Below are 23,436 nucleotides of genomic sequence, written 5' to 3' on the forward strand. Positions count from 1 at the left end.
ATCATGGAACGGTTCCGCTACGCCGAGCCGGAAGTAAAGCGCGCTGCTGCTTACCAGGCATGCCCGTTGCGCGGCCGGATTGCCGCCTCAAGTGGGGCGCCCACGGACCAAGGAGCCACAACATGAGCCTATTCTCAGCTATCCTGAACAAGATTTTTCCGCACGACCATCCCGCTAATACAACCGCTGGCTCGACCGCCCCGCCAGCGACACCTGCGGGATCAGCGCCTGCTGCCGCAACGGTGCCGACGGGAACACCGTCGACGCCGTCAGCTGCTGCGGCCCCAGCGTCGCAGCCGTCAAATACGCCGATGCCGACGGTCGACGTTGAGGCGGTCCTTGCCCGAATGCAGGAGGGAAGCGGCGAGCGGCTGAACTGGCGGACGTCGATCGTCGACCTGCTCAAGGTTCTCGGGCTAGACAGCAGTCTTGATGCACGAAAACAGTTGGCCTCAGAACTTCATTACACCGGCAACACGCAGGATTCGGCTGCAATGAACGTCTGGCTGCATCGGGAGGTCATGCTGAAGCTCGCGGAAAATGGGGGCAAGGTGCCGGACGACCTTAAAAACTGACGCAACGGGGATTGAATACGAGTTGGAGCGCGATTGCCGCAGCATAGGCTGCGGCGTTGTCGTGCCGGTGACACCTGTGTTCGCACGGGCGATGAGAGGTTTTGGTGTGCTACCGAATTCTGTGTGCGCTGCACCTACCACTGATCCCAAACACCATCAAGGCTCGGAGGTTGGAGCTGAAGTGCGCCAATGCGCTTTATGCCGGTCGCGGCAGTCGCGCAGTCGGCGCACTCCAGTCAAGAGCACGCTTGATCCTTCAACTGCCGCCCGAGGCCGGATTGGTGGCCGACGCAGGCATGGCGGCGCTGGGCTTCTTATGCATCTTCTTGTGGGACGTCGTACCGGAGGGCGCCATGCTGTTGGCTCCCGACGCGCCCGACACGGTATCGGTCGTACCTTCTGTGTTCGGCTTACTCATCCCCGTTCCACCTTGCCCGCCGGCCGCTCCGCCACCTGCGCCTTGCGCGTGGACGCTCCCTGATATACCGACAATTAATGCCGAAATTAAAAGGCCTTTCGTGGTTGCTCGCATGACAGTCTCCTCTAACGCGAAGGGGGCAGCACCCGAAAGGGGTCGCCCGTACGCTGCCCTTCGCAATTCCTGTGCCCCGACTCGGTCACTTCGGCTCCGCATCGACAGACTAAACAGCGATCACCTTGCCGGCGAGGGTTCACGCTTTCCGACGCCGAGCAGACTTCGTTGCAGCAGCGATCGCCTGGCATCCGCTCGGACAGACTCTTCTCCGGGCACGAGACATGCGCAGTCCGAGGCGCAGGTGCATCTCGTTGCGTTCCTGCGCCCGCATCACGCCAGAGTATTCGCTTTGAGACATGGGTCGGCGACATTCCGCACATGCGCTCGTCCTCGCCCGCATAACCCGTTTTCCAATCAAGTGTCCTCTGTCCGCCGTGCCTTCCGCCTCTCACGGCGGGACGAACTTCAACGGAACCCACAATCGTTTTCTGGAGGAATGCGATGTTTGTGCACAACAAGCGACTTCGATACACCGTCCGCGTGGCCGCGCCCAATCCCGGTCTCGCCAATCTGCTGCTCGAACAGTTCGGCGGCCCGCAAGGCGAATTGCCGGGCGTTCCAGAATTTACCAACGTCTACTACAACATGTCCGCTGGCCGCAGTAGTGTCGAAGTAAAAACGCTTGCATCAGCAATCAACGTCGCCGGTCCCTCTCTGTCGGCGACCGCGAAACCTGTTCGGTGCAGCGCAGTTCAAGCGACGCGAACAGGTAGACGCCGTATTAGGGCGCCGCGTGCGCCTCTTCACAAAAGGAGCCTTTATGTACGCTGATACCCTGAATCAGTTCTCCCCGCGTCAACGAGACGCTGTCGTCGAGGCCGCCTTCGACTGCACTGTGGAGATCTTTGCCGCTATCGAGAAAGTCGTCGAATTGAATGTCCAGACCGCGATAACCTTGATGTCCGAACAGCAGGCGTTGGTCGACGCGTCACTAATTTCTGGATCGTTCAGTGAGGTAGTCGATCTCCAGTCGCAACAATTCCCGGCCTCGATTAAAAAGGCCTTCGCATACTGGCGGCATGTGGAAGACATTGCAGTTCAGACGCGGGATGGACTTTTCGGGGTAATGCAGGAGCACTTCGGAGGTTTGTTCGACGCGTTCTCTGAGATGTTCGACGTTGCGTCCATCCGCTTCGCGCCGCCGCAGCGCCTCGGCAGGGCAAGTCCGCCGGTCATGGCGCGACCGACGCTTGCCAGCTACGAGCAGGTATCGATCGTGGACAGTTCGGGCAACGTTGTTGCCGGTGGCGATGTGAGGCGCGACTTGCATTAGAAGAGATCTGTTTGAGCGCCGACGGACGTGGATCGCTCCATTCCGTCGGCGTCATCCGGCGCTGGCCACGTTTGGTCCACATTAGCGCGGACGGAAGCGGGCGATGATCTTTTCGACTAGCCGCCGCCTACCACCGGAATACGCCCGGCGCCCGGCGGAATGTCGGCGGCGCCTAATGCCAGAAGAGCGCGATCAGGATAATGATGGGAATAGGTACACCGAGCATGTAAAGAAGAATTGAGCGCATGAACACCTCCTTCGGTAAATGAATTGAAGTCTCAATCAGAGTTGGCGTACTCGGCCGCCGTGAGTTGCCATCAGGCTCGCGGAGAATGCGCCCATCAGAAGCGATACGAACAACCACAACGATGCACCGATCGTGACTTTGCGCGCTTTGTCGGCGGCGTCTTTAGCAGCTGCATTGAGCGCAGTGATTTTCTGCAGCAGTCGCGTGTAGGTAGTCGCCACGCGAGCTTGCGCAGCTTCGGGCGTAAGGCCAGTACGTTGCGCGACAAGCTGACTCAGATAGGCCGTGTCTTCCGGCGACAGTTGATCGCCCGTTGCCGCGCTGTTGAGGAAGATACGCGCCGTTTCGGCGCGCTGCGCCGCGTTGCCGCTCGTTGTGGCGCTCGCCGATGCGGCGGATGATGAACCGGCGGGCATCCGGTACAGCGAATCGACGAAGTAGCCGAGCGGCCAGGTATTCGTCGCGGCATCCGCATCGCCGCGTTGCATCGATCCCATCGTCACGGAGCCGCCCGCCACTGCGGTCGTCGCGGCAGTCTGCGCGCCGGTCCGCACTATGCCCGACACTGCTGTCGTCAGTATGGCTGCGGTGAAAAGCGTCGCCACCGCCCAGCTCAGGAAACCGTGCGCGGTGTCGCGGAAGTGGATTTCATCAATGTCGATTGCGAGCCAACGGCTACGCAAGCGTCCCGCCAGATAGCCGCCCAATCCCGACGTGAGAATCGAGGTGACGCATACCCACACGACGGCGGCAAAGCCGAATGCTTTCGCATTCGAGGGCCCCGATGACCACGGAGAAATCGACGTCAAGCCGAGGCCCGTGCCCAATGTCAGCAGAATGAGCGCGAACGCGGCCGCAGCGACGCCGCCGGCAAAGACGGCTGCCCATGAGACGGCGCACTGGTGTTGATGTACGAATACCGTGGGGTCTTTCGTAGCCAGCGCATAGCCCGCTGGATCTCTTGTGTTGTTCATTGACAGCCTCCGTGATTCTGGCGAAGCGCCGATTGTCGATATCCCGACCTGTGCAGCGTCAGTAAGACGCCGCGCGGTTGCAGATCGCCTGCGTGCTCAGCATTTCTTGTGCCGCTTGCGCCCGGCCGCGTGTTGCTCGGGACCACCGCTGTAGACCCGGAGATTGCCAACGCAGGTCCGCTGGTAGGCATAGCGCGTGCCGCGTATGTGTTCAGCCTGTTCAGCCACGGCACTAGCCGAGCAGCCAACTGCATCATTACGGAGATCAGCATGGAAGCGACGAAACAGGACAAGACAGGGACCGGACACGACTCGCAGGACGCAGTGGACTTTCTCGAGGCAGAGCACCGCTCCGTCGAAAAGCTGTTCAAGGCATTCGAGAAGACCGCGGAGGATGATCTCGAAGCGAAAGCGGCGCTCGTGCAGCGAGCCTGCGAAGAGCTCTCCATTCACGCGATGCTTGAAGAGGAACTGCTTTATCCAGCCGCTCAGGAAGCGTTACCTCACAGCGACACGATCAACGTCGAGGAGGCGTATATCGAGCACTTCCTCGTCAAGGCGCTGATCGCCAAGTTTGAAACGATGAAAGCAGGCGATAAGGGCTTCGACGCGACCTTCAAGGTGATGAGCGAGATGGTCGGCCATCATGTCGAGGAAGAGGAGGATGAGCTCTTCCCGGAACTTCGCAAATCGAAATGCGATCTCCGCGCGCTCGGCGCAAAGATGGCCGAACGCAAGACGAAGTTGCAAAGCAAGCTGGATGCGGTGGGCAGCAGGTCGGTGGGTGACAAAACCACGACGCTCTGAGTTCAGCGACGCATCGCCGCCTCGCGTGTCGCGAGCGCCGGAAAAAACATCGCTCCTGTCACCTTGGGAATAGCTTCGTATTGCGCAGCGTTGCGAACGCATCTCTCATGAACGCGTACTCAGGCTGCTGCGCAAGCGCATACGCCTGCTGTTCGGTCATCCAGAACCTCTGGCTGGCTGCGTCGTACTGGATGTGGCCGCGAGCGGCGCGGGGCGCCAACCATTCTTGTACGCAGCGTAGATCGGTCCCGGTCTTTTTCGCCAGTTCTTCTGCTGACAACGGCTTATCAGCCAGCACTTGGTAAAGCCCGGGCCACTCGTCAACTGCTTTCGACGGAACGCCTATGACTGCGTCCCGTCGATGAAGGAAACCGCCGATAAACGCATAAAACTTTCCTGCGTCGAGAGCCATGATTGCCTCCTGAACTCTCATAGGCACAAGGACCGTTTGCACCATGTCGATGCGTCGGGAACGGAATGAACACGAGTAGCAGGGCATCTCGTCTGGTAGTAATCTGCCTGACAGACTGACGAACAGATAGCTGCCCTCGCGACAGCATCACGATGTACCTGCATCGTTGTATTGACGGTGGGAGCCAGCGTGAGAAGCATCGAGGTTCCTGACGCCAGGTCCGAACCATCGTTAAGCATCCGGTTACTTGGCGAGATCAAGGTCACGCGCAATGGCGCGGGCGTGCCGCTGCCTGCCTCGCGACGCACGCGCGCACTGCTGGGCTATCTCGTGTCGGCCGATGGCGAGGTGGCCAGATCGACCCTCTGCGATTTGCTATGGGACGGACCCGGCGACCCACGAGCCGCCCTTCGCTGGAGCCTGTCCAAGCTGCGTGTCGTAGTGGACGATGCATCGCACACTCGAATCGTCGCGGACCGGGCACACGTCGCATTCTCGGCCGCGGATACGTGCATCGACACACTCAGGGTTCAGACGCTGCTTGCACCGGGGATTGACCGGATGCCCCTTGCGGCGCTCGAAGAGGCCGCACGCCTGCTACGCGGCGAATTCCTCGGCGGACTCAACCTGCCCACCTGCTACCGGTTCCACAACTGGGGTGTCGGTCAGCGCGAACGCTACGGGCGGATGCGCGAAGCAGTTCTTCGCAGCCTCGTGGGTATGTCGGCGGCCGAGCCGCTCGTCGCTTTGCAGTACTGCCGTGAACTGGTCGAGGCCGACCCGGTCAGTGAATCGGCCCATGCAACGCTCGTGCGACTGCTTGATGCGGCAGGCCGCTGTTCAGAAGCGGAAGAGCACTATGCGTATGCGCGTGATCTTGTTCGCCGTGAATTACGCACTGGCGCGTGTGCCATCCTCGATGAAGCCATCCGCCACGTGCGGCAACATCCGCGGCACCGGGCGGCCAACGCGGATTTGAATTCCACCGTCCCCGAAACCACTGGCTTGACAGTTGCTGGTCAGGAACGCGCATCGGCGAACGGCTCAATGGCTGACACCGTCGGTGCGGCCCCCGCGAAGGAGAAACAACGCGAGCCTGCCAGCCACGAGGACGGCGCTTTCCTGCCACCGTTTGTTGGACGCCGACAGGAACGGTCGATGCTGGATGGTCTGTGCCAGGCTGCGTCGCCCGGCAACCGACTGACGTTGCTGACCGGCGAGCCGGGCATCGGGAAGACACGCCTGCTCGAATACCTGAGCGAGCAGACCCAGCGTGCAGGCTATATCGTCCTTCGTGGCCGTTGCTACGAGGCTGAAATGATCCGGCCGTACGGGATCTGGATCGACGCTTTGCGCGCGGTGTCAGTCAACGAGTTGCAGGCAGCCGGTGACAACGTGGCTCCGCTCGTATGTCCAAAGGCAATCAGCGCTGCCGAATCGCAGGGCGATAGCGGCAACCGCGAACGGTTCTTCGCAGCCGTCGTCACGCTTCTGGAGCGACTGTGCGCTCGACATCGGCTGGCCATCGTGCTGGATGATCTTCAGTGGCTCGATGAAGCCTCGGCCGCGCTGCTGCACTTTGTCCTGCGGAAGCTGGATTCGCAGTCGCCGGTCGTCTTTGCGGCGGCTGCTCGCGCGGCCGGGATGGACGACAACTGGTGGGCCCGGACGCTGGTGCAATCGTTATCACGCGAGAACAAGTTGACCCGCGTTCCACTGACGCCGCTTGCGGCGGCGGATGTCGCCAGCTTGCTCGCAGCATCCGGCAACGACATTGGCGTTGACGAGGTGCTGCGGCAAAGCGGTGGTAATCCGCTCTACGTGCTTGAACTGGCGCGCGCTGAGACCGCTCGGGAGAATGGGTCGGCGCGGACCGTGGATGCGCTGATCTCGAGCCGTCTTGATCCCCTCGACCGAGTGACGCGCGAGTTGCTTACGTTCGCGGCCGCAATAGGCCGTGAATTCAGTCCTGAGCAGCTCGCTGAATTGCTCGACAGGACGCTGGGCGATGTGCTCTTCTGCGTGGCAGAGCTGGAGCGCCATGGGCTGCTTGCTCCTGTGACAGAAACGCAATTCGATTTTGCGCACGACCTCGTGCGGCAGACCGTTTATCGCACGCTCTCGCAGCCGCACAAACGCGCGATCCATCATCAGATTGCGCGGCAGCTTCTTGCCGCGAGCACACACGACCCGCGACTCTACGGCGAAGTGGTCCACCACGCCACCATGGCGGACGATCCGCGCATGACCGCGCGAGCGTCTATCGACGCCAGCAATCATTGTCTTCGGGTGTTCGCGGTTGCCGAGGCCCGTGCGGTGGCCGAGCGCGGACTGGCTCACGCACGCGCACTGCCGGCGGGGGGCGAGCGTGTCCATCTGGAGATACAGCTTTTGACCGCGAGCCTCGTTGCCGCCGCCAGTTCGGGCGACCGGCAGTCCGGGTCGCTCATGCAGGAGCTGGAGCAGGCTGTGCGGGAGGCGCAAGCGCTGTCGCTCCACGCGGAGGCCGTGCAGGGCTTACATAGTCTGTCCTGGCTGACGCAGCAGGCAAACGACATCGAACGTACGCGGCAGGTGACGCTGGAGGCCGAACGCGAGGCACGCAGGGCGGATGCGGCGACGCGCTGCAAACAGCTTGCCAACACGGGCCGCTGTCTGCTCGAACTGGAACGGAATCTGCCGCGAGCGCGCGCAGTCCTGGGCGAGGCGAGCACGCTGGCAGAACAACTCGATCTCCGTGTTCTCGAACTCATGTGGGGCGAGGCGCTGCTGGCCCGCGCCGACGGCCAGCTCGACATCGCATGCGCAAGGATCAGCGACGCCGTGGAGCAATCGCGTTTGACGGGCGATCATTGGCGTGAGTATCAGTGTCTCGTCTGGCTCGCGACGCTGGATCTGGAGCGTGAAGCTTATGCTGAAGTCATTCCGCTGGCCGGCTCGATCGTGACGGCCGCTCAACGGATGGGCGACTCGGGCGCTCCCTATGCGGACGTGATCCGTGAGATCTCGGCACTGCGCCTCGGCGCTAGCGATCCGCGCGAGGCCCGGTTTCAAGGCTTGGCCGGTCTGCGCGAAGCGGACGACAAGCGGCATCTTTGCTACGCACTCAACGAAGTAGCGAGGGTTCTGCTCGACTGGCACTGCGATGAGGCGGCCAAGGCTTATGCGGCCGAGGCACTTCAGGCTGCCGAGATCCTGAACTCCACAACGGAGATTATTGTTGCCACCGCCAACCTCATTGAAACGACGTTCGCGTCCGGCGAGGACGAACGCGCAATGCATCACCTGCTTTCGTTGCGTGAGCGCGTTGGCGAACATTGGCTGAGCCCCCGGGGCGAAGCGGCGATACGCCGGCTCCGTCTCCGGCATCCAATGACTACAACGATTATTTCAACGGCGATGAAGTAGTCTGGAGCGGATTTACCGTTTCTGCAACAGGAGGACCGAGATGGCGTACGTCGTCGTTGAACGCAGTTTTTCGTCCCCCCAGTCGGATGATGACCTGGCGAGGGTGGAGGACAGGTTGGCTCCGTGCAGCGGGATGCACGGCGTGGTCTGGAAACGCAGCGTCGTCTCCGTGGATCGAAGACACATGATTTGTGAATACGAAGCGCCTGATGCCGAAACTGTGCGTCAGGTCCAGCGGGAGGCTGGCGCGAGTTTCGATTTCATCTGGTCGGGTGAAATCATTGAATAGCCGAAGCGAGCCGCGGAACGGGCACGGGACCTGTGCAGCCACTTGCGCGAGGAGGACTGCGTCGCGACGATCGGCCGATCGCTGCAGCGCGCCAGTCAGGTACCGCTGCCTGAGAAAGAGTAACGATCCAGCCGTCGCGCGCCGGTGCGTTGCGGCTATTTATCGACTACGACCAGTTCACCCTGCCTTGCGACCAGTTTCCGCACGCTGCCGCCTACCCATGCGGCGACCCCCGAGCGGCCGGCAATCGCGACGGTCCGGCGAGGTCCCAGAATGATCGCGCCGACACAAAGCGCGAGGACCACGGTAACGCGTGGTGCTTCTGCCATGGCACCGACGAAAGTGGCTGCGGGTAGCCTGGTCTGGCGGCGTGCCACCGAAACGTCAGTGGGAGTGCTGTTCGCTTCGAGCAACGCGACGCGCGACGCGGCCATGCGTGCGAGGATGGCGGCCTCGGCTTCCTTGCAGGTCATTACGCGGTTCATTTAAGCGCCTCCTTCAACGTGTCGAGGTCGCTTCGAATCTCCCGCTGCAGAACATGAAGCGATCGCCCCGGTTTCCCGGAACGGACGAGGAGCAGGGAAACGACGGACACAATCAGCCACATCGCGGCCACGCCCCACACCACTTGCAGAAAATAAGGCGTCTGCCACGCCGTTGCGATGACCGCGATGCAGACAAATGAAAGGGTGAAAAGTCCGGCAACGGCCAGGGCGACGAGGGCACTTAATTCATGGACCAAACGCTTCCTGGTTTCCTCGAGTTCGACACCGAGAAGCTCACCATAATCGCCGGCTCGCTCGACACAGAATCGGCCGACGTTTCGCCACTTCGTGACTTTCGAGCGCACGGACATGTCGTGACTCCTCGGTGGATGGTGGTTCGGTTCGACAATGCTGGACGTGCAATGCCTGACTGCTGCTATCTCGTGTCGTCTCGCCCGTAGTCGGGCCGCGAGCGGTTTGCCGCGTGCAACGCGCCAAGCACGAAGCCGACACCCGCAGCGATCGCGAGCGCCGCGAACGGCCGCTCCACGGTGGCTTCGCGCACGACGTTGGTGAAATCGGCATAGAGCTGTCGCGCCTGGTCGCTCAATTCCTTCACGTGCGCGCTGACTTGCGTCACCGTATCGCCGAGCAGATCCTCCGCGGCCTGCTGCGCGTCGCCGGCGGCCGCCCGTACAGTTTTTTCTCCGTTGGTCGTTTCCATTGCCTGTTCCTCAAGTGAGTGCGGTGACGCCCGCACGAAACGCGTCGGTAGAACCGACAATGACGCTTTTTCGCGCGGGATCGGCGGGGCCGCCGAAAAGCCGTGTCAAATAGTGAGTGTGCTACAGATGCGCAAGAGCCGGGCCCACCAGGCAGGCCGGCGGTAAAGGGCACATTGGAAGCAAAGTGTAAGGCGAGCCGCTTGCTTACCGAGTATGGACACCTTCGATTTCAATACGGGCATGCATGTCGGCTACGATCCGAAAGCGGATAGGCGGGAGGAGCGGGCGCCGATGCCTACACCTCGCTCGGGCCATGGCGGTGCGGTATGGCGCGACAAGTTCTTTTGCATGGGAGGCGAGGGCACGCGCCGGGTCTTCGGACAGACCGAGGCTTACGATCCGCGCAGCGACGCATGGGAAGCCTATGCGACGATGCTCACACCCCGCCATGGAATGGGCGCCGCGATGATCGCCGATTCAATTCACGTGGCGCGTGGCGGTCCGATGAACGGTGGGGCTTTCCAGAGTTCGGTTCACGAGGTACTTGTTGCCTGAGTGCCGTACGATCTGGTCCGAAAAAAATAATTGAACGGAGATCTACGGTTTCGGAGATCGGTGCCGATAAGACCGCTCATCAGTCCCCCCGCCAGACGAGGCTTCCCAATGCCATTTGATTTTATCGCCAGCCGCCCGACCCGATTCAAGCGCACGCTCGTTATCCTGGTTGGCTGTACAGGCGTTCTTGCCAGCCTTTCAATTTGGGGCCGCGTGCCCGCCGATGTACTCGCTGACGCGGATAGAGAGGCCGCCCACTTCGGCCCTGCACTAGTGGACACCGCGTGTCCGGTCGAAGGCGCGGTCTCAAGGGACGCTCGCGGTACCTTTCTCATGTGCTGGAAACAGGTCTGGAGCAAGCCGTAGACGCTACTCCCATCTCGCCCGGCGTCTGTCGTAACGCGTGGCGCACAATTTGGACTTTCTGATTGAATGTCCGGCACGAGTGGTCGCCGGAATACGGGCGCTGGTTTTTACTGATCTTCCGCAAGTGCGCCGCGAATCACCGCCCTCGCGGGCGCGGGCGCGTGCAAGTTAACGATTTCTTCATACTGTGTCGATGGTGGTTTCGGCAGTTCGATCGGAACATGGGGCAAGCGCTACGAACGAGACGCTTCGCGCGCAGTAATTCGAAACCGCCATTGCGGCCGACTGTTCTGTTGACCGCGTCCGCATGACCTTGCTGGAGTCAATTGACATGAAAACACTTCGACTCGTGGCGATCTGCGCTTTCGCCCTCTCTCTTGGACAAGCGTGGGCGCAAGACAAACCAGTGGCGTCCGAAGCACCGTCCGCCGCTCAGGACGTCGGCGGCACGCCTGGCTCCTCAACAGGCGAAGCAGGACACGCAATGCAAGTCTCGCGACAACAGGTTTACCAGGATCTCGTTCGCTCAGAGCAAAGCGGAGAACAAGCCCGCCTGTGGAGCGACCTCTATCGCGGCGGCCAATGAAGAACCGGTGGCCTGCGCCACCGGTCGACCGTCACGCCGGAATGACGCAATCCGCGCAACGTATTACTGTGCGCGTGGCGGACCCACGGTGCCGAGTCGACGAGCCCCATGCACTTGCTTGCTTCCGGGCGTTGCTTCGACCGTCCGATCAGTAACCAACGTGCTTTTCGATTTTGCGGAACCGTCCCATCGACCGGTAGCGCTGGAACCATGCGTTAGTGCGCAGCTCACATAGTCGCGGCGAGCGTTCGCCAACCGCTGCCTCGAGCCAGTGAAACATCTCGTCCGGCTGTGCGAGGCGTGCATACAATTCCGCAAACAGAAGCGGCGATGTATAGCGCTTGCGGCTCCTTGCCTGCAAATCCTGCAGATACCACTGCAGAACCCGCTGATAGCCGCCGGACTCCCAGATCGCCCGAATGGACGCCGCCCGGGCAAACTCATTGCACCGTTTCAACGCATCGACAGTCGCTTCGATCGCCTCTTCGTATCGACCCTGGACCTCGAATGCCGTGGCCAGCAACTGGTAGACCAACGGCGGTCGATCCTCGTGCGCGTGGCCGCGATATTCGCGGATCGCCTCTTCATATCGGCCGGACTGTATGAGACCGAAGATGCGCGAACCTTCGAACCCCAGCGGGTCCACACTTTCGGCGAACTCCATCCGCGCTTGCCCCTCCGTTTCCTGCCCACGCACCAGCAAAAGTCGTCCATAGAGGCGGCTGGTCTCCGCATGGCTCGGGTTGAGCCGCAATGCCTTCAGAAACTCGGCTTCTGCGCGCCGCCAGTCCCAATCGTAGAAGTAGTGCACACCTGCAAGCGCCTGATGAGCCTCCGGAAGATTCGCGTCGAGTTCCAGCGCACGAAGTGCCGACTCGCGTGCTTTAGGGTAGCCCTGCGATGGTGCGTAGAACCCGTGCGTCGCGGTCGAGCCGAAGATATTCGACAAGCCGACATAACCCAGCGCGTAGGTCGGATCCCGATCCACAGCACTCTCGAAGTAGCTCCGTGCGCGAATGAAGTCCTCATCGCTCAACGCGTGATGTGCGGCGAACCCCGCATCGAAATGAACCCGTCGCGTCCAGTAATAACGGCCGCGCAGGTAGGCATCGTGCGCCGCCGGATCGACCGGCAAACGCCTCGCCAGCATGTGTTGTTGCTGTTGCGCGAGCGCCGGCGATACCTCTTGAGCAAGGGCGGCTCAGACCTCTTTCTGAATATCCAGTGCGGCTCGTGTCGTCGGTTCGTGCGCACGGCTCCAGATCTGTACCTGATCGACACAGCGGATCAATTGCGCCAGGATGCGAATCCTTCCCGCGTCCCGCGTCAGCGAACCTTCCAGCACATAGTCGACGGACAGTTCGTGCGCGATCTCCGCGATGCTCTTATTCACCCGCCGGTATCGGGCGGCCGTCGTCCTGGCAATCACCAGTATCCGCGTGGGATCGAGCATGCCGAGGTTGGCGGAGGTCTCGTCTGCAAGCGCGTCACAGAGACTGTCCTCGCGCAAGTCGCCGGTCTTGTTTTCGAAAGGCAGGACCAGTACGCGAACTGCTTCCAGGGGAATAGGCAAAGGCTCCTCGGAGGATGTCCGCGTACCGTCCAGGCGATATCCCTTTCCCTTGACTGTAGTTAGAAGCAATGGGTGGTCGGGACGTTCACCGAGTGCAATCCGAATTTTTCTGATTGCTGTATTGATGCTGTTGTCCGTTTCGCGAAAAGCATTGCCACCCCATAGCGTCCTGACGATGTCCGCGCGCGTCACGAGTTGTCCGTCGCGGGACGCCATCAGTATCAACAACTCCATCGGCAGGCGTTCGAGGCGGATCGGCTGTCCAGCCCGACGCAATTCGTAGCGCTGGATATCGAGTTCAATGTCTCCAATCCTGACGAATTCCGGAGGATTCATTTTCGCTCCTGCAACAGCTACTCATTGCCCATTTCGAATGGTACGGCCGCCGACAGGGGACGCTTCATTCGAAACGACGCCGCGAATGCGAACGTTGCGCAAAGCAGCATGACAAGCGCAGGCGCAGGCGTCCAGCGCATTCTGGATGCGAGAATGCTCGCGGCGAGCGGCGCCATTGCCATCGGCGCAGCGAGACCAAGATTCATGGCGGTAGCAAGGCCGCTGAATCGCACGTCGACGGGAAACATCTCCGCAATCGCACACGCGTAGGTTCCATTTGCAAACGAAGCGACGACACCCGCCATCAGAAATAGCAGGGGCAAGTTGGCCTGATGTCGGGTGACCGCAATGTAAAAGAAAGGAGCGAACAGCGCTGACATGACGGCGCTCAACCGGAAGACATAACGTCGCGACAACAGGTCGCCGACGTACGCTGTAACGAGGATGCACCCCGAGATGGTGGCTACATACAGCGTCTGGGCACTGGCAATCTGCTGCGGATCATAGTGAAGCATCTGAAGGTAGGCGGGCATGTGCACCACGAAGAGACCGCTGGACGCGCCCACCAATGACGCCGCCGCAACGCCGGCCACCACCGACACGGCATGCTTGCGGAACAGAACCGCGAGCGGTTCCCGGTGCCGGGTGCTGACTGTCCTCGCATATTCGTCGGTTTCGACCAAGGTGCGCCGCACGGCGAAACTCAGGAGGCCCAGCAGGCCACCGATCAGAAAGCCGATCCGCCATCCGAATGTGCTTACCTGTTCAGATGGGAGAATCATCTGCAGGCCAAGATTGATGCTGGTTGCGAGTATCAGCGCAATATTGACAGCAAGAAACACAATGCCGCATAAAACGCCGGGTTTATCGTGAGCTGTTTCAACGGCATAGATGACCGCTCCCGGCAATTCACCGCCCAGACACAAACCCTGCGTGAGTCGCAGCAGCACCAGGAGGGTTGGCGCGGCAATGCCGATTGATTCGTATGAGGGAAGTATTCCGATGACCAGGGTCGACACGGCAGCGATCATTGCCGACGAGGCGAAAACAATGCGCCGTCCGTACTTGTCACCCAACCGGCCGAGGAAGATGCCGCCCACGAGTCTCGACGTGTAACCGACGGCCAGCACTGCGAACGACAGTGTCTCTGGGGGCAGGCCCATTCGGGCCGGGAAGAATGCGCGGCCTATGCTCTGCGCGAAAAAGCCGTAGACAGCGAAATCGAATACCTCGAGCGCCCCTCCGGTGCTCGCGACAAAAATCGTCCAGCGCTGGCGGGCGTTCAACCGCGCGTTATGGACTGTAAGCGAATCGTCGATCATGCGACCTTTGATTCGGTAAGCGTCGCGGTTACCAGCGTTTGACAGTCGCAGTGTCTTCGATTGTCAAGAGCGACGCGGACATGAGGCTGCGAGGAGGGTGCTCGTTATTCCTCACAATATTCTGGACAACAATCGGCGCGTTCGAAAGATTTTTTGCGTGGCCTGAGCGGTGTTCGAGGGATAAGGTGAGAGAAGCGTCCCGCTGTAGCGAAGGGACCAGCAGCGCGTTCAGCGCGTGCCCTGAAGCTGCTCCGTGAACACAACTTCAAGCTCGCCAAGGCCGATGGCCGACTGCTGACGGACCTCTGCAACGAAAGGGTGCGGCAACCGAATGGAGATGCCAGGAACTCTTGGACGAAGCTCACGGACGGTCCTTGTCGTGCGTTAAAAGCTGGCGTTGACGAGGCGCCATACGTTGGGTGGCCGCTTATCACGCACTCGCAGTCTGGTCAGGTCGCACGCTGACAATTGGCTGTCGATGGCCAGGTTGAATATCGCAAGATTGCGGTCCGTGCGCCCAGTTGCAGATGAATCCGGAACGCCCGGATCTCCTTCAGTTTTAGCGGCGGGTTCTGACCGGTTATCCGTCAAGGCTCCCATAACCATCCATGCACCAGCAGGCAAGCGGACCTGCGTTATCGGGCAAGCATTTTCTGATCTGTCGGGGGTATCGTTGTCTCACCGCGCACAACCTGCCGGCCCCGTCGGGGAGCGGCAATATCAGAGGAGACGACGATGGAAATCAAGCCGAAGGTCTGTGAGGAAGCTGTCCAACTCAACGATATTCCCTGGAAGGCGTTTCCCGATGCGCTTTCCCAAGGCGGCATCCGCTGGAAGATGCTGCACGCCTCGCCGGAGATGGGTGCCTGGACGGCGATTTTCGATTGCCCGGCCGGCTCATCCTTCAATGCCCACTTCCATGTCGGGCCCGGCGAATATCTTCTGACAAAAGGCCGCATGGATGTGCGCGGCGGTACCGAGCACGGTGGCGACACCGTGGTCGCTCCCGCATACGGCTACGAATCCGCGAACGCGCGGCACGACAAGACGTATTTCCCCGTCGACAGTGAGTTCTACATGACGTTCCTCGGCCCACTGTCATTCATCAGGGAAGACGGCACGCCGATCGTCGTGGTGACGTGGGACGAAGCGCAGCGCGCCTACGCGGGCTAGGCCTGAACTGAGCCGAATGCCCGGGACAGCCTGTTCGCGGGCTCTGCAACCGGTTTTTGGAGAGATTGAACATGACCATTGCTTCAGCACAAATCGATGGAGCCACCCAGCAGGTGTTCGACCATCATCTCGGCGCGTTCGCTCAGGGTCTCGACGAGCTTCTGAAAGACTACGACGACAGCTCGACGATCATCACGCCGGACAAGACCTATAGTGGCAGCGCGGAGATCCGCGCGTTCTTCAAGGCGTTCCTCGAAAGCGCCGATCCCGGATTCTGGCCAGCCTTCAAGATCACGAGTAAGAGTACGGCTGGCGAAGTCGCCTATATGGCGTGGGAGGCGAAGCCCTGGGTGACGCTTGCCACCGATACGCTGGTCGTCAAGGATGGAAAGATCGCGGTCCAGACCTTCACCTCCTTCTCAGGCTAAGAGCCACTCGCACCGGTCGGCAGAAACCGTAGCGACAGGCTCGACGTTATCGTTTATATAGGATTGCTACATAGGACAAGTCATGGAGGGAGGGCTTGAAAACCGCATTGCGGTCATTTCGGGCTCCAGTCAGCCGACGCGGAACTGTCCATGTCAACATCTGCATATTCTGGAAGAAAAACTTGGCCAAGATCATTCACTCCATGATCCGTGTTCACGACCTTGACCGGTCGTTGCAGTTCTACAGCGATGCGCTCGGACTCTCGACCAGCCACCGCCTGGATTTCCCCGACTTTTCGCTCGTGTATCTGCGCAACGAAGAGAACGACTTCGAGATCGAGCTCACCTGGAACAAGGGGCGCGAGCCAGCCTACACGCATGGCGATGGCTACGGGCACGTTGCTGTCGCCGTAGCAGACGTCGAATCCGAGCGCGAGCGGATGGCGGGACTAGGCATCGATCCGACCGCGGTGAAGGAATTCAAACGTGGCGACGAGATGCTCGCGCGCTTTTTCTTCATTCAGGACCCCGATGGCTACAAGATCGAGGTGCTGGAGCGCGCAGGGCATTACGTGTGATGCGGCGCGGCGGTGAATCAGGCGCGCCGCCGCCCCATGTCAAACGACGTCCGCGCCCGCAGTGCCACTCAGCGCTGCGCGGCGCACATCGCTGGGCGAGGCGCCATACTGCTCCCGGAAGGTCCTGCAGAAATGGCTTACGGAATTGAAGCCCCAGCGGAATGCGATCTCGGAAATTTGCAGGCGCTGGAAGGCGGGATCAATCAGCGCGTGTCTGCATGCGCGCAAACGACTGTCCAGCACGAATCCTGAGACGGTCAGTTCGCTGCGTTGGAACAGCATGTGCAGGTAGCGCAGCGAGATGTTGTTCGCCTCTGCGATGCGTGTCGGATTCAGATCTTCCTCATGAAGGTGCTGCAGGATGAAGTCCTTCACGCGGCGCAGCATCGCTGCACTCGCATCGAAGACCGCCGACGGCTGCTGGCCCGAGAGCGCAATGCCAAGTAGTTCGAGCGTGGACCGGCTCACAGAAGCCTGAACACTCTGGTCGAGGCTGTCGATCTGGTTCGATAATGCGAGCAGGTGGACAGCCAGCAGCGAGCCGACGCCCGTACGGCTTTCGATCATGCCGCCTGATGGCGGCTGCTTTCGTTCCGGCAAACGCTCCCGCATCAACGTCCAGGGGATCATCAGCGTCACCTTGTGTAGCCGCTCGAGCACTTCGAACTGGACCACCTGGTCGGTGGTCCATACAACGAGGTCGCCCGATGTCACCTCCACCCCAGAATCGCCAATCTTGAAGCGCTCACGGCCACTCGTGGTAAGTTGCACACCAACATACAGCTCGTCGTCATGTCGTACTTGAGCGCGTGTCCGTTGTCCGATGCAAGGGTCACATACCGTTTCAACGATCCCGGCGCCGGCGAAGTCGTGTTGTTTCACGCGAGCATAGAACGTCGCAGGCAACCGTTGCGGAACCTGCCACTCCCTGTAGCTGTGACTCAGCACATCCTGCCAGGCGTCTGTGCGATCGTTCGTGGGAACCCTGTCGATCGACCATTCGGTGAAAGCATTTGGCACGTCGGTCTCCTACCAGAGTTGGCGCTTTAGCGCTTACTCCGGTCCTATTGCGCTCACCTTCAGCGGGCAACGCGTTGGCCTTATCGTACCAGTCGCTAACGTCAATGGTCGAAGGGTCACATCGAAGCGAAAACTCGATGGTGGCGAGCGTCTACTGAAAGGCCATCTCTTTAAACGTCACACAAAAGCGTCTCCCATTCTCGTTCTCATTGTGGTCCCACGCTTGCTTCATGGTGCAAAGGGAGTTGACCTTGCGCGCACTGCCACGCCGCAACCCCGATTCGGTTACCCGAGCGCTATACGGCAATTCTCCGTGCACGGAGACGCAATCAGTACTCCCCGACGACGGCTACGATAACTCCATCAGTCCGCACGGGTTCCGCTGGCGACCCGGAAGGCCGAAGCCCGCCTGGGGCGAGTGAGATATCTCACCAGCCCAGGCGCGAGGCAAATCTTGATGCACCGCCCGTCAATATCAGGAGTACTGGTCATGCCACTCATGGATGTTACCTTTGCGCAAGGTTCATTGGACACAGACGCCCAAAGCAGGCTCTCGGCGAAGCTGTGGTCCATCGCGCTTCGTTGGGAGGGAATCGAGATTAACCAGACGTCCGCGTCCGTCGCGTGGGTCTACCTCGACGAACGTCCTCAACATCAGGTCACCGTCGCCGGAAAGACTCCCGGGCAGAACATTTATCGAATCAATGTTCGGGTCATGGCCGGATTCATGGATCAAAAGCGGATAGACAGTCTCGCCCGCGAGCTGACCGACTCAATCCTTGAAGTCGACGGAACGAAGGGCGACGGCAGCGGCCCACGCGTATTTTGCATTATCGAAGAGATTTCGAGCGGGACCTGGAGTATCGACGGGCGGACCTGGACCACTGCCTTTACCGCTCGTACCTTGCAGCTCGATAGCGAACGCATCGACGCGATGGAAAAAGCCGTGGCTGGCCGCCCCCGTATCGATGTTCCCTATACGGTCAAGAAGTAAACGAAGTTTGCGGCAAGCCTGGAGACTACGCTGCCGCAACCGCGAGCGACCGGCAGGACATCCCTGATCTTCGTCATTACCCGTCGCTCGTCAGGGTGGTCCTCCCCGACGACTTTCAGGACGTACGTCCACCTGACTTCGCGGCCCAGCAGATCACGCACCAGCCGACCTTTAGAAATGCTTTCGAATGTCGGCGGGCCCCCCCAAGCGACTTCGCACACGGCGGAAGTGGCAACACTCTCGCCCTGAGGCGCAGTATTTCCGCTGCGTAGAGCCGGCCCGTACCGATAATTGATCGAATTGAAATGATGCTTTCACCCGTGCTGTCTTTCTCCTCTCAGAGATATTCCCTACAGTAGCTGCAATACCCGCGGGACAGCGAACGACATCAGTCGATCGGCCCGCCATCCTCAACTTCATAGGACAGGGCCATGAGTCAGGAGACGCTCTATTTCGACGACCTCAAAGTCGGCGATACCTTCACCACCGGTACGCATGAAGTCAGCGCTGCCGACATCAAGCGGTTCGCCGCGGAGTTCGATCCACAGCCGTTCCATCTCGACGATGAAGCCGCGCGCGACACGATGTTCGGCGGGCTCGCCGCGAGTGGCTGGCATACCGCGGCGATCACGATGCGTCTGCTCGTCTCCGGTGGCCCCAAGCTGGCCAACGGCGTGCTTGGCGCCGGTGGCGAGATCGAATGGAAGAAGCCGACGCGCCCCGGCGACGTCCTGCATGTCGAAAGCGAAATCGTCGAGCTGACGCCGTCTCGCTCGCGCACCGATCGCGGCATGCTGGTGCTGCGCTCCAGAACGATCAATCAGCACGGCGAAGTGGTGCAGAACCTGACCGCAAAGCTGATCGTCGCCCGCCGGCCCGCGTAACGCCCAAGACCCGATCCATTTACAGCAACCATCTTTCATGGGACCGGAGTAGGCGTTATGGGACCAGAGTAGGCGCTAAAGCGCCAACTCTGGTCGACAGCTTTGCATGGGACCAGAGTAAGCGCTAAAGCGCCAACTCTGGTCGACACGCCAACTCCGGTCGACATACAACTTGCATGGGACCGGAGTAGGCGCTAAAGCGCCACCTCCGGTCGACACAGGACACATATCATGATCGTCGATCCCTCCACTCAGGACGCCACTGCGAACTACAAATTGCTGATTGGCTCGATCCTGCCGCGCGCAATCGCATGGGTCAGCACGCTCTCCAAAAACGGCGTCGCGAATCTCGCGCCGATATCGTTCTTCACCGCGGTCGGCCGCAAGCCGCCGATGGTGTCGATCTCGATGCAACCGCGCTCGGACGGCGTCACGCTGAAAGATACGTTCGTCAACATCCGCGACACCGGCGAATTCGTCGTGAACATCGTGAGCCTCGAGCTTGCGGACGCGATGCACCGTACCGCATTCGAATTCCCGTCCGAAGTCGACGAGTTCGACGCGGTCGGCCTCAAGAAGGCCGAGTCGCTGACGGTCCGTCCGCCGCGCGTGGATGCCGCGCCGATTGCGCTCGAATGCAAGGTCGACCGGATCATCCCGATCGGCGACCAGAACGACCACGTGGTATTCGGCGAAGTGCTCCGTTTCCAGATCCGCGACGATCTCTACCTCGATCGCGGCCGCATCGACACCGCCGGCCTGCAGGCGGTCGCCCGGCTCGCCGCCGAATACACGGTCGTGCAGAACGCGTTCACGACGCCACTCGACCCACAGGCGCTCACGCTGCTGCAGAAAAAGAGAATTGGCCGGCTCGACGGGTTCGAGGACGGCTACTCGCCGATCGACGCGGTGAACTGGTCCGCCTCCGGCGCGACGCGCTGATGTACGAACCAATCAAGTGAGACACGCATGAATCCGACTCATTCGACCCAGCCCGCGCTCGTGTTCATCCACGGGTTCCTGGACGGTGCCGACGCGTGGGACGACCTCGCCCGGCACCTGGGCGACCGCGCGGCCGGCGCACTGCGCATCGATCTTCCGGGAATGGGCGCGCGCGCCGGCGAACCCGGCCCGTACAGCCTCGACCGCTTCGCCGCGGACGTCACGACGCAGGTCCGCGCGCTGTCGCGCCCGGTCGTGCTCGTCGGGCACAGCATGGGCGCGCAGATCGCCGAACTCGTCGCCCAACGGCTAGACGCGCAGGTCCGCGGCCTCGTGCTGCTGACGCCGGTGCCGCTGCGCGGCACTGGCCTGCCTGACGACGCGATGCGCACCTTCCATGCGCTCGGCGGCAATCCGGCCGCGCAGCGCGAGTTGCGCCGCAACCTGTCGGTGCAGCTCGACGACGGGCAACTCGAACGTCTTGGCCAGCTAGGCGACCGCGTCGACGCCGCGGCGGTCGGCACCTTCGCCGATCTGTGGAACAACGGCCATCCGTCGGGCGCCGAACCTGCGCGATACCGCGGGCCCGTGTTGATCATTCGCGGCGGCGGCGACGCATTCGTCACCGCCGAGCTGATTTCGTCGGGCGTGACGCCGCGCTTCGAAGCGCCGACCGTGGTGTCGATCGAGCGCGCGGGCCACTGGCCGCAAGTCGAGCAACCGAACGAGGTCGCGCGCATCGTCGGATCGTTCCGCGCGGACGTCGAACCGGCCTCACACGTGGCGCGCAGGCTGGCCGTGCCGGTCGCGCCGCAAGGATGGACGCGCGCGTTCGAGCACAAGTCCGCGGACGCATTCGCGGACGCGTTCGCGCCGAACGTCGTGCTCGAAGCGGGCGTGCTCGCGAAGCCGGTCGTCGGCGTCGATCAGGTCAAAACCGTGATGAGCGCGGCGAGCAAGATCTACGAGGCGCTCTCGTTCACGCACCAAGCGCACAACGACATGCGCGACTACCTCGAATGGGAAGTGCAGGCATTCGGCGGCGAGCAGATGCGCGGGATCACGGTGCTGACGAAGAACGCAGAAGGCAAGATCGCTCATGTGGCGATCCATCATCGCCCGCTCGGCGGCGCGCTGAAATTCTCGGCCGAACTCGGCCGCGTCCTGCAAGGGCAGGTCGACGCAAGCGTTTTCTATCGCGGCGCGTAATTCGCGCGCCCACCCAGGATTCAGGAGATCGAAATGATTAAACGTACCGATGTGGAATTCGAGGTCGATGACGGCGTGAAGCTGCGCGGGTGGCTCTTTGTGCCGCCCGGCGAGGGGCGGCGACCCGCGATCACGATGGCGCACGGCTACGCCGGCGTCAAGCAGCACGGGCTCGAGCCGTTCGCGCGCGCGTTCGCCGAAGCCGGCTTTGTCGTGCTGCTGCACGACCATCGGGGCTTCGGCGCGAGCGAAGGCACGCCACGCCATGACATCGATCCGTGGCGTCAGATCGCCGACTGGCGACGCGCAATCAGCTTCCTCGAAACGCTCGACGTCGTCGATCCCACGCGCATCGGCCTGTGGGGCACGAGCTATGCGGGCGGCCATGCGATCGTGCTGGGCGCGACCGAGCGGCGCCTGCGCTGCGTCGTCGCGCAGGTGCCGACGATCAGCGGCTACGAACAGGGGCTGCGCCGCATTGCGCCGGAGAACGTCGCGGCGATCGAGGAAGCGTTCGCCGACGACGATCGCGCCCAATTGCGTGGTGAGCCGCCCCGGCGTCAGGCGATCGTCAGTGCCGATCCCGCGATCCCCGCGTCGTATCGCGCGAAGGACGCGATCGGCTTCTATCTGCAGCCGCTCCCGGACGGCGCGTGGGAAAACAACGTGACGGTCCGCTCGACACGCGCCGCGCGCATGTACGAGCCCGGTCACTGGATCGCGCGCGTATCGCCGACGCCGCTGCTGATGGTGGTCGCCACGCGCGACACGATCACGTTGACCGACCTCGAACTCGCAGCCTACGAACGCGCGCTGCAGCCCAAGCGCCTCGTGACGATAGAAGGCGGCCACTTCGATCCCTATCTGTCGCAATTCCGGCTTTCCAGCGAAGCCGCGCTCGAGTGGTTCAGGCAGCACCTCGGCTAACGTCCACGTTCACGACAAAGGACTTCCCATGTCTCACCTGACTATCAGCTTCGACGACGGGCTCGCGACGATCGTCATCAACCGTCCTCCGCAGAATCGCATCGACGACCAGATGGTCGACGAACTCGCCGCGGCCGTCACCGAGATCGAACGCAGCGACGCGCGCGCGGTGCTCGTGCGCAGCGAAGGCGAAAACTTCTCGTTCGGCGGCGACATCATGACCTGGCCCGATGCGAGCTTGCGCGAACTGCGTGCCCGCTTCGGCCACTACATGTCCGTGTTCAACCGCTTCGAGCACCTGCCGCTGCCGGTCGTCGTTGCGGTGCAGGGCCTGTGTTTCGGCGGTGGTCTCGAACTTGCGCTGCGCGCGGACGTGATCTTCGCGGCCGAATCGGCGACGTTCGGCCATCCCGAACAGACGCTCGGGATCGTCACCGTGCTGGGCGGCATCTACCGGGTCGCCGAACGCGCGGGCCGTTCGCGAGCGTCCGAGTGGGCGCTGACGTCGGAGAAGGTCCCTGCCGCGACGATGGAACGCTTCGGCGTCGTGAACCGCGTGGTCGCCGATGCGGACCTGCTGAAGGATTCATCCGACTTCGCGCGCAAGATCGCGCGCGGGCCCACCCGGGCCTATGCTGCGCACAAGGCGTTGCTGCGCGCATGGGCGGTCGGCGGCGTGGCGGCCGCGGACGAGGCGATGCTCGACATCGCGATGCCGCTGTTCGACACCGACGACGCGCGGCGCGGGATCCGCTCCGCGGTCGATGCGCTGAAGGCGGGACGCCCGCGACCCGTGATGGATTTCAACGGGCG

Annotated in this window: 26 protein-coding genes and 1 pseudogene; 17 read left to right on the top strand and 10 right to left on the bottom strand. The window is 61.6% G+C overall.

Going from position 1 to position 23,436, the window contains the following annotated elements:
* Positions 1 to 122 precede the first annotated feature (122 nt).
* Entirely contained in the window at positions 123 to 575 is a 453-nt protein-coding gene (locus PQR02_RS03895; protein WP_408225720.1) for a DUF3597 domain-containing protein, read from the top strand.
* Positions 576 to 831: 256 nt separating this feature from the next.
* Here PQR02_RS03895 and PQR02_RS03900 read toward each other — a convergent pair whose 3' ends face one another.
* Positions 832 to 993: a hypothetical protein gene (locus PQR02_RS03900; RefSeq protein WP_408225723.1), complete on the bottom strand. Its 162-nt coding sequence runs from the start codon at positions 991 to 993 to the stop codon at positions 832 to 834.
* Between the two features lie 558 nt (positions 994 to 1,551).
* On the opposite strand from PQR02_RS03900, the pseudogene PQR02_RS03905 reads away from it, so the two are divergent.
* Positions 1,552 to 1,663, top strand: a pseudogene (locus PQR02_RS03905) (manganese catalase family protein); the annotation flags it as partial.
* A 207-nt stretch (positions 1,664 to 1,870) separates the two neighbouring features.
* The gene (locus PQR02_RS03910) at positions 1,871 to 2,383 is read left to right on the top strand and encodes a phasin family protein (protein WP_408225726.1); all 513 of its coding nucleotides are present in this window, start codon (positions 1,871 to 1,873) and stop codon (positions 2,381 to 2,383) included.
* Between the two features lie 282 nt (positions 2,384 to 2,665).
* Here PQR02_RS03910 and PQR02_RS03915 read toward each other — a convergent pair whose 3' ends face one another.
* Entirely contained in the window at positions 2,666 to 3,604 is a 939-nt protein-coding gene (locus PQR02_RS03915; RefSeq protein ID WP_408225729.1) for a hypothetical protein, read from the bottom strand.
* A gap of 270 nt (positions 3,605 to 3,874) precedes the next feature.
* Here PQR02_RS03915 and PQR02_RS03920 point away from each other — a divergent pair, with 270 nt between their 5' ends.
* Positions 3,875 to 4,411: a hemerythrin domain-containing protein gene (locus PQR02_RS03920; protein ID WP_408225825.1), complete on the top strand. Its 537-nt coding sequence runs from the start codon at positions 3,875 to 3,877 to the stop codon at positions 4,409 to 4,411.
* 58 nt (positions 4,412 to 4,469) lie between these two features.
* Here PQR02_RS03920 and PQR02_RS03925 read toward each other — a convergent pair whose 3' ends face one another.
* Complete coding sequence (locus tag PQR02_RS03925; protein WP_408225732.1) at positions 4,470 to 4,823, bottom strand: hypothetical protein; 354 nt, start codon at positions 4,821 to 4,823, stop codon at positions 4,470 to 4,472.
* A 189-nt stretch (positions 4,824 to 5,012) separates the two neighbouring features.
* Between PQR02_RS03925 and PQR02_RS03930 the strand changes: the two genes are divergently transcribed.
* Both PQR02_RS03930 and PQR02_RS03935 read left to right on the top strand, forming a co-directional pair.
* On the top strand, positions 5,013 to 8,231 hold the full coding sequence (locus PQR02_RS03930; RefSeq protein WP_408225735.1) for an ATP-binding protein: 3,219 nt from the start codon (positions 5,013 to 5,015) through the stop codon (positions 8,229 to 8,231).
* 40 nt (positions 8,232 to 8,271) lie between these two features.
* Complete coding sequence (locus PQR02_RS03935) at positions 8,272 to 8,520, top strand: nickel-binding protein (RefSeq protein WP_408225738.1); 249 nt, start codon at positions 8,272 to 8,274, stop codon at positions 8,518 to 8,520.
* Positions 8,521 to 8,675: 155 nt separating this feature from the next.
* Here the strand turns inward: PQR02_RS03935 and PQR02_RS03940 are convergent, their stop codons facing one another.
* The 3 genes from PQR02_RS03940 to PQR02_RS03950 form a co-directional block, all read right to left on the bottom strand.
* On the bottom strand, positions 8,676 to 9,005 hold the full coding sequence (locus tag PQR02_RS03940; protein ID WP_408225741.1) for a hypothetical protein: 330 nt from the start codon (positions 9,003 to 9,005) through the stop codon (positions 8,676 to 8,678).
* Positions 9,002 to 9,376, bottom strand: coding sequence for a phage holin family protein (locus PQR02_RS03945; RefSeq protein WP_408225744.1), 375 nt, complete (start codon positions 9,374 to 9,376; stop codon positions 9,002 to 9,004). The genes PQR02_RS03940 and PQR02_RS03945 overlap by 4 nt, the downstream gene beginning before the upstream one ends.
* Positions 9,377 to 9,441: 65 nt before the next feature.
* A complete protein-coding gene (locus tag PQR02_RS03950) occupies positions 9,442 to 9,729 on the bottom strand; it encodes a CsbD family protein (RefSeq protein WP_408225747.1) in 288 nt (95 codons plus the stop codon).
* A gap of 214 nt (positions 9,730 to 9,943) precedes the next feature.
* Between PQR02_RS03950 and PQR02_RS03955 the strand changes: the two genes are divergently transcribed.
* On the top strand, positions 9,944 to 10,285 hold the full coding sequence (locus PQR02_RS03955) for a Kelch repeat-containing protein (RefSeq protein WP_408225750.1): 342 nt from the start codon (positions 9,944 to 9,946) through the stop codon (positions 10,283 to 10,285).
* Between the two features lie 673 nt (positions 10,286 to 10,958).
* A complete protein-coding gene (locus PQR02_RS03960; RefSeq protein WP_408225753.1) occupies positions 10,959 to 11,237 on the top strand; it encodes a hypothetical protein in 279 nt (92 codons plus the stop codon).
* Between the two features lie 148 nt (positions 11,238 to 11,385).
* Here PQR02_RS03960 and PQR02_RS03965 read toward each other — a convergent pair whose 3' ends face one another.
* From PQR02_RS03965 to PQR02_RS03975, 3 genes are all read right to left on the bottom strand, one after another.
* Positions 11,386 to 12,372 carry a tetratricopeptide repeat protein gene (locus PQR02_RS03965; RefSeq protein ID WP_408225756.1) on the bottom strand — a complete coding sequence of 329 codons (987 nt, stop codon included), beginning with the start codon at positions 12,370 to 12,372 and terminating at the stop codon, positions 11,386 to 11,388.
* 66 nt (positions 12,373 to 12,438) lie between these two features.
* Complete coding sequence (locus PQR02_RS03970; protein WP_408225759.1) at positions 12,439 to 13,146, bottom strand: winged helix-turn-helix domain-containing protein; 708 nt, start codon at positions 13,144 to 13,146, stop codon at positions 12,439 to 12,441.
* A 17-nt stretch (positions 13,147 to 13,163) separates the two neighbouring features.
* Positions 13,164 to 14,468: an MFS transporter gene (locus PQR02_RS03975; RefSeq protein ID WP_408225762.1), complete on the bottom strand. Its 1,305-nt coding sequence runs from the start codon at positions 14,466 to 14,468 to the stop codon at positions 13,164 to 13,166.
* A 735-nt stretch (positions 14,469 to 15,203) separates the two neighbouring features.
* Here PQR02_RS03975 and PQR02_RS03980 point away from each other — a divergent pair.
* The 3 genes from PQR02_RS03980 to PQR02_RS03990 all read left to right on the top strand — a co-directional run bounded on the left by PQR02_RS03980 (position 15,204) and on the right by PQR02_RS03990 (position 16,647).
* On the top strand, positions 15,204 to 15,641 hold the full coding sequence (locus tag PQR02_RS03980; RefSeq protein WP_408225765.1) for a cupin domain-containing protein: 438 nt from the start codon (positions 15,204 to 15,206) through the stop codon (positions 15,639 to 15,641).
* Between the two features lie 71 nt (positions 15,642 to 15,712).
* Positions 15,713 to 16,069: a nuclear transport factor 2 family protein gene (locus PQR02_RS03985; RefSeq protein ID WP_408225768.1), complete on the top strand. Its 357-nt coding sequence runs from the start codon at positions 15,713 to 15,715 to the stop codon at positions 16,067 to 16,069.
* A gap of 182 nt (positions 16,070 to 16,251) precedes the next feature.
* Complete coding sequence (locus PQR02_RS03990) at positions 16,252 to 16,647, top strand: VOC family protein (RefSeq protein ID WP_408225771.1); 396 nt, start codon at positions 16,252 to 16,254, stop codon at positions 16,645 to 16,647.
* A gap of 39 nt (positions 16,648 to 16,686) precedes the next feature.
* Here PQR02_RS03990 and PQR02_RS03995 read toward each other — a convergent pair whose 3' ends face one another.
* Positions 16,687 to 17,667: a helix-turn-helix domain-containing protein gene (locus PQR02_RS03995; protein ID WP_408225774.1), complete on the bottom strand. Its 981-nt coding sequence runs from the start codon at positions 17,665 to 17,667 to the stop codon at positions 16,687 to 16,689.
* A gap of 490 nt (positions 17,668 to 18,157) precedes the next feature.
* Between PQR02_RS03995 and PQR02_RS04000 the strand changes: the two genes are divergently transcribed.
* The 6 genes from PQR02_RS04000 to PQR02_RS04025 all read left to right on the top strand — a co-directional run.
* Positions 18,158 to 18,661 (top strand): tautomerase family protein, encoded by a 504-nt coding sequence (locus tag PQR02_RS04000; RefSeq protein WP_408225777.1) that lies wholly within the window; start codon positions 18,158 to 18,160, stop codon positions 18,659 to 18,661.
* Between the two features lie 431 nt (positions 18,662 to 19,092).
* Positions 19,093 to 19,545, top strand: a complete 453-nt coding sequence (locus PQR02_RS04005; protein WP_408225780.1) for a MaoC family dehydratase — start codon at positions 19,093 to 19,095, stop codon at positions 19,543 to 19,545.
* A 231-nt stretch (positions 19,546 to 19,776) separates the two neighbouring features.
* Complete coding sequence (locus tag PQR02_RS04010) at positions 19,777 to 20,487, top strand: flavin reductase family protein (protein WP_408225783.1); 711 nt, start codon at positions 19,777 to 19,779, stop codon at positions 20,485 to 20,487.
* 27 nt (positions 20,488 to 20,514) lie between these two features.
* Positions 20,515 to 21,696 (top strand): alpha/beta fold hydrolase, encoded by a 1,182-nt coding sequence (locus PQR02_RS04015; protein ID WP_408225786.1) that lies wholly within the window; start codon positions 20,515 to 20,517, stop codon positions 21,694 to 21,696.
* A gap of 33 nt (positions 21,697 to 21,729) precedes the next feature.
* A complete protein-coding gene (locus PQR02_RS04020) occupies positions 21,730 to 22,623 on the top strand; it encodes an alpha/beta hydrolase (protein WP_408225789.1) in 894 nt (297 codons plus the stop codon).
* 28 nt (positions 22,624 to 22,651) lie between these two features.
* Positions 22,652 to 23,436, top strand: a 785-nt coding sequence (locus PQR02_RS04025; RefSeq protein ID WP_408225792.1) for an enoyl-CoA hydratase/isomerase family protein, incomplete at its 3' end; no start/stop codon positions are given.

This window comes from Paraburkholderia sediminicola, from assembly GCF_046026895.1.
In the GTDB taxonomy this organism is placed as follows: Bacteria; Pseudomonadota; Gammaproteobacteria; order Burkholderiales; family Burkholderiaceae; genus Paraburkholderia; species Paraburkholderia sediminicola_C.

Coding starts and splice junctions, on each gene's coding strand:
- PQR02_RS03925 (WP_408225732.1), bottom strand. CDS start 4,823: ATGGCTCTCGACGCAGGAAAGTTTTATGCGTTTATCGGCGGTTTCCTT.
- PQR02_RS03980 (WP_408225765.1), top strand. CDS start 15,204: ATGGAAATCAAGCCGAAGGTCTGTGAGGAAGCTGTCCAACTCAACGAT.
- PQR02_RS04000 (WP_408225777.1), top strand. CDS start 18,158: ATGCCACTCATGGATGTTACCTTTGCGCAAGGTTCATTGGACACAGAC.
- PQR02_RS03895 (WP_408225720.1), top strand. CDS start 123: ATGAGCCTATTCTCAGCTATCCTGAACAAGATTTTTCCGCACGACCAT.
- PQR02_RS03970 (WP_408225759.1), bottom strand. CDS start 13,146: ATGAATCCTCCGGAATTCGTCAGGATTGGAGACATTGAACTCGATATC.
- PQR02_RS03945 (WP_408225744.1), bottom strand. CDS start 9,376: ATGTCCGTGCGCTCGAAAGTCACGAAGTGGCGAAACGTCGGCCGATTC.
- PQR02_RS04015 (WP_408225786.1), top strand. CDS start 20,515: ATGAATCCGACTCATTCGACCCAGCCCGCGCTCGTGTTCATCCACGGG.
- PQR02_RS03950 (WP_408225747.1), bottom strand. CDS start 9,729: ATGGAAACGACCAACGGAGAAAAAACTGTACGGGCGGCCGCCGGCGAC.
- PQR02_RS03940 (WP_408225741.1), bottom strand. CDS start 9,005: ATGAACCGCGTAATGACCTGCAAGGAAGCCGAGGCCGCCATCCTCGCA.
- PQR02_RS03975 (WP_408225762.1), bottom strand. CDS start 14,468: ATGATCGACGATTCGCTTACAGTCCATAACGCGCGGTTGAACGCCCGC.
- PQR02_RS03935 (WP_408225738.1), top strand. CDS start 8,272: ATGGCGTACGTCGTCGTTGAACGCAGTTTTTCGTCCCCCCAGTCGGAT.
- PQR02_RS04020 (WP_408225789.1), top strand. CDS start 21,730: ATGATTAAACGTACCGATGTGGAATTCGAGGTCGATGACGGCGTGAAG.
- PQR02_RS03915 (WP_408225729.1), bottom strand. CDS start 3,604: ATGAACAACACAAGAGATCCAGCGGGCTATGCGCTGGCTACGAAAGAC.
- PQR02_RS04005 (WP_408225780.1), top strand. CDS start 19,093: ATGAGTCAGGAGACGCTCTATTTCGACGACCTCAAAGTCGGCGATACC.
- PQR02_RS03955 (WP_408225750.1), top strand. CDS start 9,944: ATGGACACCTTCGATTTCAATACGGGCATGCATGTCGGCTACGATCCG.
- PQR02_RS03985 (WP_408225768.1), top strand. CDS start 15,713: ATGACCATTGCTTCAGCACAAATCGATGGAGCCACCCAGCAGGTGTTC.
- PQR02_RS03920 (WP_408225825.1), top strand. CDS start 3,875: ATGGAAGCGACGAAACAGGACAAGACAGGGACCGGACACGACTCGCAG.
- PQR02_RS03910 (WP_408225726.1), top strand. CDS start 1,871: ATGTACGCTGATACCCTGAATCAGTTCTCCCCGCGTCAACGAGACGCT.
- PQR02_RS03960 (WP_408225753.1), top strand. CDS start 10,959: ATGACCTTGCTGGAGTCAATTGACATGAAAACACTTCGACTCGTGGCG.
- PQR02_RS03900 (WP_408225723.1), bottom strand. CDS start 993: ATGAGTAAGCCGAACACAGAAGGTACGACCGATACCGTGTCGGGCGCG.
- PQR02_RS04010 (WP_408225783.1), top strand. CDS start 19,777: ATGATCGTCGATCCCTCCACTCAGGACGCCACTGCGAACTACAAATTG.